General features: G+C 58.8%; 13 protein-coding genes. 2 read left to right on the top strand and 11 right to left on the bottom strand.

Annotated features, from left to right (window positions below):
• The 4 genes from ACW5W8_RS19270 to ACW5W8_RS19255 all read right to left on the bottom strand — a co-directional run.
• The coding region (locus tag ACW5W8_RS19270) for a transposase (RefSeq protein WP_498629636.1) at positions 1 to 183 on the bottom strand (183 nt) is incomplete at its 3' end.
• Between the two features lie 126 nt (positions 184 to 309).
• Complete coding sequence (locus ACW5W8_RS19265) at positions 310 to 1,659, bottom strand: APC family permease (RefSeq protein ID WP_005359067.1); 1,350 nt, start codon at positions 1,657 to 1,659, stop codon at positions 310 to 312.
• Positions 1,660 to 2,025: 366 nt separating this feature from the next.
• Entirely contained in the window at positions 2,026 to 3,315 is a 1,290-nt protein-coding gene (gene gabT / locus ACW5W8_RS19260; RefSeq protein ID WP_498629634.1) for a 4-aminobutyrate--2-oxoglutarate transaminase, read from the bottom strand.
• A 128-nt stretch (positions 3,316 to 3,443) separates the two neighbouring features.
• On the bottom strand, positions 3,444 to 4,907 hold the full coding sequence (locus tag ACW5W8_RS19255) for an NAD-dependent succinate-semialdehyde dehydrogenase (RefSeq protein WP_498629632.1): 1,464 nt from the start codon (positions 4,905 to 4,907) through the stop codon (positions 3,444 to 3,446).
• A gap of 404 nt (positions 4,908 to 5,311) precedes the next feature.
• Between ACW5W8_RS19255 and puuR the strand changes: the two genes are divergently transcribed.
• Complete coding sequence (gene puuR, locus ACW5W8_RS19250) at positions 5,312 to 5,914, top strand: HTH-type transcriptional regulator PuuR (RefSeq protein ID WP_498629630.1); 603 nt, start codon at positions 5,312 to 5,314, stop codon at positions 5,912 to 5,914.
• A gap of 45 nt (positions 5,915 to 5,959) precedes the next feature.
• Positions 5,960 to 7,237: an NAD(P)/FAD-dependent oxidoreductase gene (locus ACW5W8_RS19245; protein WP_498629628.1), complete on the top strand. Its 1,278-nt coding sequence runs from the start codon at positions 5,960 to 5,962 to the stop codon at positions 7,235 to 7,237.
• A 127-nt stretch (positions 7,238 to 7,364) separates the two neighbouring features.
• On the opposite strand, the gene ACW5W8_RS19240 is transcribed toward ACW5W8_RS19245, so the two are convergent.
• From ACW5W8_RS19240 to ACW5W8_RS19210, 7 genes are all read right to left on the bottom strand, one after another.
• Entirely contained in the window at positions 7,365 to 7,613 is a 249-nt protein-coding gene (locus ACW5W8_RS19240; protein ID WP_005338226.1) for a DUF3297 family protein, read from the bottom strand.
• A gap of 194 nt (positions 7,614 to 7,807) precedes the next feature.
• Positions 7,808 to 8,233 (bottom strand): hypothetical protein, encoded by a 426-nt coding sequence (locus ACW5W8_RS19235; protein WP_498629626.1) that lies wholly within the window; start codon positions 8,231 to 8,233, stop codon positions 7,808 to 7,810.
• An 85-nt stretch (positions 8,234 to 8,318) separates the two neighbouring features.
• Positions 8,319 to 8,753 carry an N-acetyltransferase gene (locus tag ACW5W8_RS19230; RefSeq protein ID WP_498629624.1) on the bottom strand — a complete coding sequence of 145 codons (435 nt, stop codon included), beginning with the start codon at positions 8,751 to 8,753 and terminating at the stop codon, positions 8,319 to 8,321.
• A 138-nt stretch (positions 8,754 to 8,891) separates the two neighbouring features.
• Positions 8,892 to 9,173 (bottom strand): putative quinol monooxygenase, encoded by a 282-nt coding sequence (locus ACW5W8_RS19225; protein WP_498629622.1) that lies wholly within the window; start codon positions 9,171 to 9,173, stop codon positions 8,892 to 8,894.
• Positions 9,174 to 9,294: 121 nt separating this feature from the next.
• Positions 9,295 to 9,774 (bottom strand): TIGR00645 family protein, encoded by a 480-nt coding sequence (locus ACW5W8_RS19220; RefSeq protein WP_227096060.1) that lies wholly within the window; start codon positions 9,772 to 9,774, stop codon positions 9,295 to 9,297.
• Positions 9,775 to 9,966: 192 nt separating this feature from the next.
• Complete coding sequence (locus ACW5W8_RS19215) at positions 9,967 to 11,352, bottom strand: ATP-binding protein (protein ID WP_498629620.1); 1,386 nt, start codon at positions 11,350 to 11,352, stop codon at positions 9,967 to 9,969.
• Entirely contained in the window at positions 11,352 to 12,026 is a 675-nt protein-coding gene (locus ACW5W8_RS19210) for a response regulator transcription factor (protein ID WP_041201856.1), read from the bottom strand. The genes ACW5W8_RS19215 and ACW5W8_RS19210 overlap by 1 nt, the downstream gene beginning before the upstream one ends.
• Between the last annotated feature and the right edge of the window lie 32 nt (positions 12,027 to 12,058).

Raw genomic sequence — 12,058 nt, 5'->3', positions numbered from 1 at the left:
GAAAAGAACCGGGTCGATGGCGGGGCGGCCATTGTCTGGGCAATAGCAGTGGCGAACCTTGTCGCGAATGAATTCAAAGGAGATGAACTTGTCGATTTTACGCAGGAGGTGGTCTTGGGGGACGAGTTCCTCGAGCGTGACCATCTCGAGCTCAAATTGCTGGGGTACGGGTTCTCTGAGCATGGCGCAGTCCATTTATTGACCATGCAGCAATTAGATCAAACCCCGGGATCGGCGTCCAGGGGTTTGTCAGCAGTCTGAAGGAGCCCGCAGGCTCCTTGTTCTCTATCGGTGGAGGGGGGTCAGTGGTTACTGGGCGATCTCCACCTTGTCGGCGGTATGCAGCGGGATGCGGAACACGGTGAGGCGCAGGAACAGGTAGATGGCCCCCAGCGCCGCCCAGATCAGCCCCAGCTCGAAGGAGGAGGGCTCAAGGTTGAGCCACAGTACCCCGATGCAGGCGGCGCCACAGAGCGGCAGCAGCAGATACATCAGGTGATCCTTGAGACACTTGTTGCGGCCCAGCTTCACATAGAAGTGGGCAATCACCGCCAGATTGACGAAGGTGAAGGCCACCAGAGCGCCGAAGTTGATCAGCGCCAGCGCCATCTCCAGATCCAGCGACACCGCAGAGAGGGCCAGCAGGCCGACCAGCAGCACGTTGAACGCCGGGGTCTGCCACTTCGGATGGATGTAGCCGAAGAAGCGGGCGGGCAGGGCGCGATCACGACCCATCACGTAGAGCAGGCGCGATACACCGGCGTGGGAAGCGAGCCCGGAGGCCAGCACCGCCACCGTGGTGCAGACCAGCACCACCGCCTGGAACAGCTTGCCGCCGACATAGAGGGCGATCTCCGGTAGCACCGCATCCGGATGCTGGAAGCGGGAGATGTCCGGAAAGTAGAGCTGCAGGAAGTAGGAGGTGGTGACAAACAGCACACCGCCGATCAGCGCCGTCAGCACGATGGCGCGGGGGATCACCCGATCCGCGTCCGGGGTCTCTTCCGACAGGGTACTGATGGCGTCAAAACCGAGGAACGACAGACAGAGGATCGAGGCCCCCATCAGCAGCGGCGATACCTGGATCTGCTCGGAGAAGAAGGGACGGCTGCTGGCCACGGTACCCAGCCCTTCACCGTTGTGAACGCCCCAGGCGATCAGGCCGATGAAGATGGCGATGATGCTGAACTGCATCACCACGATCAGGCTGTTGAAGTTGGCCACCAGCTTGATGCCGCGCAGGTTGAGGGCGGTCATCACTGCCGCCAGACCGAAGATATAGGTCCAGGGCTCCACGTTCGGGAAGAGGGCTTCTAGATAGATCTTGGCCAGCAGCATGTTGATCATCGGCATGAACATGTAGTCGAGCAGGGAGGTCCAGCCCACCATAAAGCCGACATAGGGGTGAAACACCTTCTGGGCATAGGTATAGGCGGAGCCGGCTGACGGGAACTTGCGCACCAGGTGGCCGTAGCTCAGGGCAGTGAACAGCATGCCGATGAGGGCAAACAGGTAGGCGGTCGGCACATGGCCTTCGGTGATCTCGGTGACGATGCCGAAGGTGTCGAACACAGCCATGGGGGTGAGGTACGCCAGTCCCATAACCACGACCTGCCACAGCTTGAGGGTCTTTTTCAGACCAACCTGCTGGGCCGCCATTATGCATGTTCCTCATGCAGTGCCAGAGTGGCACGGTCCATCAACGAAACCGGGAGAGAGGCCCGGGAATCAAGGGCGCCAGAGCGGCGCACACCGGCCATGGCCGGTTGGAAAGCATTGAGATGCCCCATGTTGTTCCTCACAGAATGTGGTGTCGGGAGATTGCTGCCAATCTCGCTATCTTTTCCGGGGGTGATCCGGCCTCGTTTATGGGTTTGTTCACTGGTTGAAAAAGAACCGATGCCATTGTTTTACATCGGTTCTTTCAGTGGCGGCGCATTGTGCATTTGCAGGGCCCCCTTGACAAGAAAAAAAGGGGGCAAAATTGCATTTATTTGCACAGGTGAGCAGTCACTTTCCGGCTGGTCAGGCCAGCACGGCCTCCAGTGATTTTTCAAGGAGTTGCAACCCCTCGTCAATCACTGCCGCAGGGGCGGTCAGGGGGGCGAGAAAACGGATGACATTTGCGCGCACCCCGCATGAGAGCAGGACCAGACCGCGCTTGCCCGCCTCGGCCACCAGTCGTTTGGTGAGGTCGGGATCGGGCTGGTTGGCATCACGGCGTTTCACCAGCTCTATGGCCACCATGGCCCCGGGGCCGCGAATTTGACCTATGCAGTCAAAACGCTCGGCTATGCGTTCCAGCCCTGCCTTGATTTGCTCGCCCTGATCCAGCGCTTTCTGATTGAGTTTTTCCTCGTCGATCACCTGCAATACCGCCAGCGCGGCGGCGCAGGCGATGGGGGAGCCCGCATAGGTGCCACCCAAGCCACCCGGCTTGGCCGCGTTCATGATCTCTGCCTTGCCCACCACGGCCGAGAGGGGGAAGCCCCCCGCCAGACTCTTGGCCAGGGTCATGATGTCGGGTTCAACCCCCGAATACTCGGTGGCGAAGGTCTTGCCGGTGCGGCAGAAACCGCTCTGGATCTCGTCGCAGATGAGCAGGATGCCGTGCTGGTCGCAGACGTTGCGCAGCTTCTGCATAAAGCTCGGGGAGGCGGGATAGAAGCCACCTTCGCCCTGAACCGGCTCGATAATGATGGCGGCCACTCTGCTCGGCTCGATATCGGCGCTGAAGCAGAGGTCGAGGGCGTGCAGGGCATCCTCTTCACTCACCCCGAGATAATCGGCGGGGAAGGGGATGTGGTAGACCTCCCCCGGGAAGGGGCCAAAGCCGGTCTTGTAGGGCACCACCTTGCCGGTGAGCGCCATGCCCATCATGGTGCGGCCGTGAAAGCCCCCCTTGAAGGCGATGGTGCCGCTGCGCCCGGTGTGGGCGCGGGCGATCTTGATGGCGTTCTCGACCGCTTCGGCGCCGGTGGAGAGAAACAGGGTGCGTTTCGGGGTCGGGCCGGGCACCAGGGCGTTGAGCTTTTCGGCAAGCTCGATATAGCCCGGGTACGGGGTGACCTGAAAACAGGTGTGGCTGAATTTTTCCAGCTGTTCACGCACTGCCGTCACCACTTTGGGGTGGTTGTGGCCGGTGTTGAGCACGGCGATGCCGGAGGCAAAGTCGATGTAGCGGTTGCCCTCCACATCCCACAGTTCGGCATTTATCGCCCGGTCGATAAAGACCGGCAGCAGGGTGCCAACGCCGTTGACCACGGCCGCTTCGCGGCGCGCTTGCCACGCCTTGTTTGATTCTGACTGACTCATCTTTCCTCCCTGAGGGGCCGCAGCCCCCGATATTCCCTGAATGAATGTGTGGCGGGCGATCTGGCGCCCATTACCGCCGCACAGCCCATCGGGCACATTCGGCGGCCTGTTGTCTCTGTGTTGCTGCTTTAGCGAATGGCACCAAAGCAGAGGTATTTGGTCTCCAGATACTCCTCCAGCCCCTCGGCAGCCCCTTCGCGGCCCAGACCCGACTCCTTGATGCCGCCAAAGGGGGCGAGCTCGGTGGAGATGATCCCCTCGTTGATGCCGACCATGCCGTATTCAAGCTGCTCCGCAACGCGCCACACCCGGGCGATATCGCGGCCATAGAAGTAGGCGGCCAGGCCATAAGGGGTGTCGTTGGCAATGGCGATGGCCTCGGCCTCGGTCTCGAAGCGCACCAGCGGGGCGACTGGGCCGAAGATCTCCTCCTGCAGGATGGGGTTGGTTTTAGCCACCTTGCCCAGAATGGTGGGCTGGTAGAAGAGCGGGCCGGCGGGGTGGGCTTCGCCCCCCAGCAGCAGCTCGGCACCGGCGGCGACCGATTGCTGCACCAGCTCGGCCACCTTGCTGGCGGCAGCCGGGTTGATCAGCGGGCCGATCTGGGTGCCCTCTGCCATGCCATCCCCCACCTTGAAGGTGCTGACGGCGGCGGTCAGTTTCTCGGCGAAGGCGTCATAGACGCTGGCCTGCACCAGAATGCGGTTGGCGCAGACACAGGTCTGCCCGGCGTTGCGGTATTTGGAGGCGAGCGCCCCGGTTACCGCCGCATCAAGGTCGGCGTCATCAAAGACGATAAAGGGGGCGTTACCACCCAGCTCCAGCGACAGCTTTTTCATGGTGTCGGCGCACTGGCGCATCAGCAGCTTGCCGATGCGGGTAGAGCCGGTGAAGGAGAGCTTGCGCACCACCGGATTGCTGCACAGCTCGTTGCCCACCGCGCTCGCCTGATGGCTGGTGACGATATTGATGACACCAGCGGGGATGCCCGCCTGCTCGGCAAGCAGCGCCAGTGCCAGCGCGCAGAGCGGGGTCTCGGCGGCAGGTTTGATGACGATAGTGCAACCGGCGGCCAGCGCCGGGCCCGCTTTGCGGGTGATCATGGCAATGGGGAAGTTCCACGGAGTGATGGCGGCGACCACGCCCACCGGCTGCTTGATGGTGGCCAATCGGCGGTCGCCGCTAAAGCCCGGGATGGTGCGGCCATAGGCGCGCTTGCCCTCTTCGGCGAACCACTGGATAAAGCTGGCGCCGTAGGCCACCTCGCCTTTGGCTTCCGTCAGCGGCTTGCCCTGCTCGCAGGTCATGATGCGGGCCAGCTCGTCGCTGTGGGCGGTGATGGCGGCAAACCAGGCGTAGAGCTTGTTGCTGCGCTCCTTGGCGGTCAGCGCTGCCCAGGCGGGTTGCGCCGCGTGGGCGGCTGCGATGGCGCGGCGGGTATCCTCGGCATCCATGTCGGGCACCTGGGTAATGACGGCCCCGCTGGCGGGGTTGGTCACCTCGAAGGTGCGGCCGCTGGCGGCGTGGCACCACTGTCCATCTATGTAGGCGCGGGATGTGATCAAGCTGGAGTGGGATGTTGTTCCTGACATGAGAAGCCTCGAGTGTGGGTCAGAGCAGCTGGTTGCCGGAGTGAGCCGACCCTTCCTGCGTCGCTGCCGTATAAAATAATAAGCACAGGAAGACCATAAATTGAGCTGAAATGTTTTTCAAGTGTTAAATATATTTGAATTGTTGGTGTGCTGCGTGCTAGAAAATGGGCTGTGTAGCCCAGTTTACCTCGTCAAGACGGGATGTGTGATGGAGAGTGGTGAAATTGGGTGTGCAAAATAATGAACGGTTGCGTTGTGTAACATAGTGAACGGCAAGGGAAAGCTGGTCGGCTATTTTAACCAGTAGGGTAAATAGGCAGCGCATGAACCTATGTGATCACGCGCGAGCAGGGGAGGCTGATGATGCAAGGATGCAGAGATAGCGCAGCAAGAGGGGGCTTGCCATGAGCGGGCCACAGAGCAGGGAGAGCGTGGCCCGTGGACTGGGTGCGGCAGACGCCGGGGCGCATACCATGGGAGAACGGCTGGCGGTGGTGCGCCATCAGCTGGGGCTCTCCCAGCGGCGGGCGGCCGAGCTGAGCGGCCTGACCCACGGCGCCATCTGCATGATCGAGCAGGACAAGGTGAGCCCCTCGGTCGCCTCCCTGCAAAAGCTGCTCACCGTCTATGGCCTGCCGCTGTCGCGCTTCTTCGCCGAGGAGGAGAGCCGCACCCCGGAGGTGGTGATCAAGGCTGATCAGTTGATCGAGCTGGGCAGTCAGGGGGTCTCCCTTAAGCTGGTGCACAACGGCAACAACCGCCGCCAGCTCGGCTTTATGCTGGAGACCTATCCCCCCGGCACCGACACCGGCGGTCTGGTGAAACATCAGGGGGAGGAGGTTGGCACTGTGCTGGAGGGATCTGTGGTCCTGACGGTGGCGGGCCAGCGTTATCCGCTGGAGGCGGGTGACAGCTATGTGATTGACACCGGCGAGCCCCACAGTTTCAGCAATCCGTCGGGGGAGATCTGTCGCATCGTCAGCGCCCACACCCCGGCCAGTTTTTAATCTAGGCAGTAGTTTGGCAACCGAACCGGTAAGGAAACAGGGATCATGACCGAACATGTAAACAGTTACTATGCAGCCAGCGCCAATAAACACGCGCCCTACCCGACATTGACCGAGCAGCTGGAGTGCGATGTCTGCGTCATCGGGGCGGGCTATACCGGCCTCTCCAGCGCCCTGCATCTGGTGGAGAAGGGCTACAAGGTAGTGGTGCTGGAGGCGGCCCGGGTCGGTTTTGGCGCCAGCGGCCGCAACGGCGGCCAGATCGTCAACTCCTACAGCCGCGACATCGACACCATAGAAGCGAACTGCCCGCCGGATCAGGCCAGGCTGCTCGGTTCCATGCTGTTTGAGGGAGGCCAGATCATCCGCGAGCGGATCAAGCGCTACAACATCCAGTGCGATCTGCAGCAGGGGGGCGTCTTTGCCGCCGAGACCGAGAAGCAACTGCACGAGCTCAAGTCCCAATATGCCCGCTGGCAGAAGTGGGGCAATGACCAGCTGGAGCTGCTCGATGCCAAGGGGGTGCGCGAGGTGGTGGCGAGCGATCGCTACGTCGGCGCCCTGCTCGACAAGAGCGGTGGCCATATTCACCCCCTCAATCTGGCATTGGGAGAAGCCGAAGCGATCCGCATCCAGGGGGGGCAGATCTTCGAGCAGTCCGCCGTCACCAGCATTACCCCGGGGCAGCCCGCACTGGTCAAGACCGCCAGAGGGGCGGTGAAGGCACGCTTTGTGGTGGTGGCGGGCAACGCCTATCTCGGCAATCTGGTGCCCGAGCTGGCGGGCAAGAGCATGCCCTGCGGCACCCAGGTGATCGCCACCGAAGTGCTGGGGGAGGAGCGGGCTCGCTCGCTGTTGCCACAAAACTACTGTCTGGAGGATTGCAACTACCTGCTCGACTACTACCGTACCTCCGGCGATCATCGGCTGCTCTATGGCGGCGGCGTGGTCTACGGCGCGCGAGATCCGGCGGATATCGAGCGGCTGATCATCCCCAAGATGCTCAAGACCTTCCCGCAGCTGGCCGACGTCAAGGTGGAGTACACCTGGACCGGCAACTTCCTGCTCACCCTGTCGCGGCTGCCGCAATTTGGTCGCATCGGCCCCAACATCTACTACATGCAGGGCTATAGTGGTCACGGTGTCACCTGCACCCATCTGGCGGGCAAGCTGCTCTCGGAGGTGCTGAGCGGTCAGGCCGAGCGCTTCGATGCCTTTGCCAAACTGCCGCACTACCCCTTCCCGGGTGGCCGCCTGTTCCGTATCCCTTTTACCGCCGCGGGCGCCGCCTGGTACACCCTGCGCGACCGGATGGGGGTATAAGAGCTGCCCAGCGAGAAATGTGGGCTGGTGGGTGCCGCTAAGATAACGCTGACGCCAGTACCAATACCGGAAACAACAAGGCCACCGCGAGGGTGGCCTTGTTGTTTATCAAGCAGCAGCGCGCTGATTAGCTGTAGAAGGCTTCAACGGTGCCTTTGAGTTTGATCAGGATGGGCTGACCACGGCGATCCAGCGCCTTGGGGGAGGGGATCTTCACCCAACCTTCGCTGATGCAGTACTCCTCGACATCGGTGCGCTCTTTGCCGTTCAGGCGAATACCGATCGGGTGCTCGAAGCAGGCGGCCACATAGTGAGGGCTGCGGGGATTGCAGGAGAGGTGATCCGGCAGAGCCGGTTTGGTGCTGGTATCGCTCATCGATATAACCCGAAATGAATAATAAAGTGGGTCATTGTAGAGAATGCCGTCATGGCATTCAAGGCGGCCACAAAACAGGCAAGTTTTATCTGCCATTGTTTTGGGGATTCTATTCTGCTAGGTTGTTCTAAACGACATTTCATCGGTAAACAAGAGAATACAATGAGGGATAGATGTTAGAATGCATGAGTAGACTAATTTTTATCGCTAGACGTATCTTCCTGTGACCTTCTGACATAAGGACCAAGACAGGCTTCATACTTCTCTTCCAAACACATTAACAGTTCATTACCTGATGCAGAAAATTTAAGATAAAAAACGTAATCGTTAAGGTCTGGCATAGGCATATCTAAACAGTCATGCCCACCATTATCTTTTAAAATATGCTCTTCCATCTTATAAAACCCAGCAGATGATGGCTTTTCATAAACAATATATTTTGATTCTAGCTGCTGATCAGCCGCATGACTAAATAGAACACCACCATTTCGAAAATCACGAACTTCAAAACAGTTTGAATCAGGCATTTTAAATTCCCATACGCCAATTATTTTATGTTGATTGGCATAGCTGTTGACGCTTAAAGCCATTGATACTAGAAAAAACATTTTATTTATCATGTTACTTTCCTTGAGGTGTAAATATGTTAATGAAACTGGTTAATTAAAATTAAAGTAGTGGGCGAAGGCGCATCTTTTGATGATGCTATTTGTGAGTCTTCTGCCAATGCATCACCAGCTCGGGGTGGCCGCTATGCTCGCACAACTGCTGCTCACCCTCTTTGAAACCGTTGCGGCAATAGAAGCGCCGCGCCTGCTCATTTTCGGCGTAGACCGTCAACTCGAGCCGGTGATATTGGGCTTTGAGGTGTTCGAGCAGTTGATGGCCCAGCCCGCGTGACTGCTGATCTGGGGAGATAAACAGCGCGGCAACAGACCCCTGATACCAGGAGATAAAGCCCAGCAGCTGGCCATCCTCCTCATAGCCCCAGCTCTTGCTGGCGGGCAGGTAGATGTCCCGCATCTCTGCTCGTTGCTCATGCCAAAAGGCTGCAGGAATAAAGTTGTGGGCTTGCACCGATGCCTGATACCAGAGCTCGACGGCGGCATCCAGATCAGTGGCGGACAATGAGCGGATCATAGTGGCCTCAATTACAAAGAGTGGAAGTAACGCAGGCTCGATAAGCACAGCGTAATCGGGCATTTGTGGTAGCGAGAGGAGGGAGAGTTCTGCACCACTCCCAGTTCGCCACCTTGGCCAAAATGACAAGGCTGTGATTTATGCAATCCCTGTTACCGTATAGTGTCGCTCGACATTGACGGTTATTTTCCCCCAGCGAGAGGATTTGACTCTGGCTTGGTGCGCTTGAAAAGCCGCCTGATCAGCAAACTCTTCATAGACATCGAAGCGGCAGGGATTGAGAGGATCTTGAGTCACCTTAAAGATCAGGCAGCCCAATTCGGCACGGGTTAAACCGATATGAGTGGCGAGCTCTGCTTTGACCATCGTCAACTCTGAGGGCGGCACAATAATAAATCCCTGTAACACAATATTTCCCATCTGGTTTCCTTGAAAAATGCAGGAGGGTATGTGTGGTGTGGGAGCCATGGTATCTGATTCATGTTGCTAAACCCAAGACCAACGACCACCTTGCGGTGGCCGTTTATGGCAAGGCTAGCCCCTATTTGCGGGTCAGTTTATCCAGATAACCCATGGCAAAGGCGGAGAGGACAAAGGTGATGTGGATCAGCAGGTACCACTTGATCTTGTCGTTGGGGAGGTTCTCGGCATTCATAAACACCTTGAGCAGGTGAATAGAGGAGATGGCGACGATGGAGGCGGCGACCTTGTTTTTCAGGGAGCCGGCATCGAGCTTGCCGAGCCACACCAGTTTGTCGCTCTCATCCCCGACATCGAGGCGCGAGACGAAGTTCTCATAGCCGGAAAACATCACCATCACGATAAGTCCCCCCACCAGGGTGATATCGATCAGCGACAGTGTGACCAGCACCAGATCCACCTCTTTCATCTCCAGTATGTTGGGCAGGATATGGAGGATCTCCTGAAAGAATTTCACTCCCAGTGCCAGCAGTATGAGGCTGAGCCCAAGATAAATGGGGGCCATGATCCAGCGGGATGCGTACATCAATCTTTCAAACATGTTTTCCATAGTGCGATTACAGGTCCATCAAATGGTTAACAAACGAGTCGGACATAGCTTAACCGAGATGCCTCACATCTCAAGCATCTCGATAGCATATTGCTGAATTGGGTGGTGTCAGGCAGGAGTTTTTAACCCTGGGTAGGGCAGTGCAGCGGGTGGCAGATGGCCCGTGGTCGGGCCTATCCGGTGTTAGGGTAGATCCAGGGTAAAGCGGGCGCCGCCGAGGGGGGATTCATCGACCCGGATCTGGCCGCCGTAGCTGTGGACGATTTCGGTCACCACCGCCAGACCTATGCCCTGACCGGGTGAACTGTCTGCCCGCACGCCACGCTGGAAGATCTGTTCCGATTTGGCCGGATCGATACCCGGGCCATCATCTTCCACTTCGATACGCAGCCGCTCGAGATGGCGGCGCACTGTCACCTTCACTTCGCTGATGGCAAACTTGCAAGCATTGTCGAGCAGGTTACCCATCAGCTCCATCAAGTCGCCCTGTTCGCCGTGGAAGAGGGCGTCATCGTCGAACTTGAAGTGGGTTTGCAGCTTCTTGTGGCGATAGACCTTGGTTAGGCTGGCCAGCAGTTTTTCAATCAGCGGCACCGGTTCGGTGCCCTTGCTGGCAAGGCGCTGGCGGCCGGTCACGGCCCGTCGGAGCTGATACTGGATCATCTGATCCATGGTGAGGATCTGCTCGTTGATGTTGTCGTGGATCTCCCGCCCCAGCTTCACTTCGCGGGTGGTGATCTGGATCAGCGCCAGCCGGGTTTTCAGGCTGTGGGCGAGATCGTTGAGGGCGTGCTGGTAGCGCTGGGTCTGCTGGCGTTCGTTTTCCAGCAGCTGGTTGATGGAGTCGGTCAGCGGGGCCAGCTCCCGCTCAAAATCGCTCGAGAGGTCATCGCGCTTGCCGGCCCGGATATCGTCGATCTGACGGGCGATGGTGCGCAGGGAGCTGAGGCTCCAGAAGGTGGTGAGCAGCAGCAGCCCGGCCAGCAGCATATAGGCGAGCAGCGCCTGTTTGGCAGTCTGGTAGAGGTAGGTGCGGGACTCTTCGTGATAGCGTTTGGCCGAGTCGATCATCACCACGTAGTAGGCGGTGGTGCCGCTGCCGGGATTGCGGATAAACCGCAGGCTGTAGACGAAGTAGCTCTCGCCGTTCTTGATGGTGTGCTTCTTGAAGAAGTAGTCGAGATCCATCCCCCCCAGATACTTCATCAGATCGCCGCAAATGGTCTGTTTGGCCTTGATCACCTCCGGCATATGGAGGCTCGACCAGACCAGATCGCCATCGGCGCGGCAGATCAGAGTATCGAGGTCGCGATCCCCCGCACCACGGGATATCCGTCCCAGCTCGACGTTCGACCCCTTGTCATCCGGCTCGGTGGAGGAAAACAGCTTGGCCAGGTTCTCCTGCATCCGGGCGCTGGCCTTCTGGGTCTGCTCCTCGACGTGGCCAAGATAGAGGGCGTAGACTGCAAACCCCATGCTCAGCGCGATGACCAGCAGCGAGCTGAGCAGCAGTTTGATGTGCAGTGAGCTGCGGATCATCTTGATGGGGCGCGGCAGATGAAACTGCATCAGTTACAGGAGAGGTTGAAGATGTAACCCTGACGCCGGATGGTGGAGATGGGTTGAATCGTCCCCTCCGGATCCAGCTTCTTGCGCAGGCGGCTCACCATTACTTCGATGGTGTTGGGGTCCCCTTCGCCGTCGCCGTAGAGCTGGTCGAGCAGTTGCTGCTTGGAGACCACCTGACGGGCGTTACGCATCAGGTACTCCAGAATGAGGTATTCAAAGCTGGTGAGCACCGCCACTTCTCCGGCGATGGTCAGCTCCTTGCGGGAGAGATCCAGCTCGTAATCACCGGCCTTCACCCTGGGCGAGATAAAGCCGGCGCTGCGGCGCACCAGCGCATTGAGTCGGGCCAGCAGCTCATCTTTCTGGAACGGTTTGACCAGATAGTCATCAGCACCCGCTTCCAGTCCTTCGACCTTGTCCTGCCAGTTGCCACGGGCGGTCAGCACAATGATGGGGAAGGGGATCTGCCGTTCGCGCAGTTGCCGGATCAGTTGCAGGCCGTCCATATCGGGCAGACCGAGGTCGATGATGGCCACATCAATGGGATAGTCGGCGGCGTAGTGCAGTGCAATCCCGGCCTGGTCGGTGCTGTAGACCTGATTGTCGGCTTCGGTCAGCAGAGAGGAGAGGTGGTGATTGAGCAGCTTGTCGTCTTCGACCAACAGAATTTTCATGATGTGAGCGGTCATAGGGATCCAGGCTGCCA

This window comes from Aeromonas aquatilis (genome assembly GCF_054052405.1).
This window is presented reverse-complemented; position numbering and strand designations above follow the sequence as displayed.

Excerpts from the sequence above, each read along its gene's own strand:
- ACW5W8_RS19210 (WP_041201856.1), bottom strand. The coding sequence starts at position 12,026 with ATGAAAATTCTGTTGGTCGAAGACGACAAGCTGCTCAATCACCACCTC.
- ACW5W8_RS19265 (WP_005359067.1), bottom strand. The coding sequence starts at position 1,659 with ATGGCGGCCCAGCAGGTTGGTCTGAAAAAGACCCTCAAGCTGTGGCAG.
- ACW5W8_RS19220 (WP_227096060.1), bottom strand. The coding sequence starts at position 9,774 with ATGTTTGAAAGATTGATGTACGCATCCCGCTGGATCATGGCCCCCATT.
- ACW5W8_RS19240 (WP_005338226.1), bottom strand. The coding sequence starts at position 7,613 with ATGAGCGATACCAGCACCAAACCGGCTCTGCCGGATCACCTCTCCTGC.
- gabT (WP_498629634.1), bottom strand. The coding sequence starts at position 3,315 with ATGAGTCAGTCAGAATCAAACAAGGCGTGGCAAGCGCGCCGCGAAGCG.
- ACW5W8_RS19230 (WP_498629624.1), bottom strand. The coding sequence starts at position 8,753 with ATGATCCGCTCATTGTCCGCCACTGATCTGGATGCCGCCGTCGAGCTC.
- ACW5W8_RS19215 (WP_498629620.1), bottom strand. The coding sequence starts at position 11,352 with ATGCAGTTTCATCTGCCGCGCCCCATCAAGATGATCCGCAGCTCACTG.
- puuR (WP_498629630.1), top strand. The coding sequence starts at position 5,312 with ATGAGCGGGCCACAGAGCAGGGAGAGCGTGGCCCGTGGACTGGGTGCG.
- ACW5W8_RS19255 (WP_498629632.1), bottom strand. The coding sequence starts at position 4,907 with ATGTCAGGAACAACATCCCACTCCAGCTTGATCACATCCCGCGCCTAC.
- ACW5W8_RS19235 (WP_498629626.1), bottom strand. The coding sequence starts at position 8,233 with ATGATAAATAAAATGTTTTTTCTAGTATCAATGGCTTTAAGCGTCAAC.
- ACW5W8_RS19225 (WP_498629622.1), bottom strand. The coding sequence starts at position 9,173 with ATGGGAAATATTGTGTTACAGGGATTTATTATTGTGCCGCCCTCAGAG.
- ACW5W8_RS19245 (WP_498629628.1), top strand. The coding sequence starts at position 5,960 with ATGACCGAACATGTAAACAGTTACTATGCAGCCAGCGCCAATAAACAC.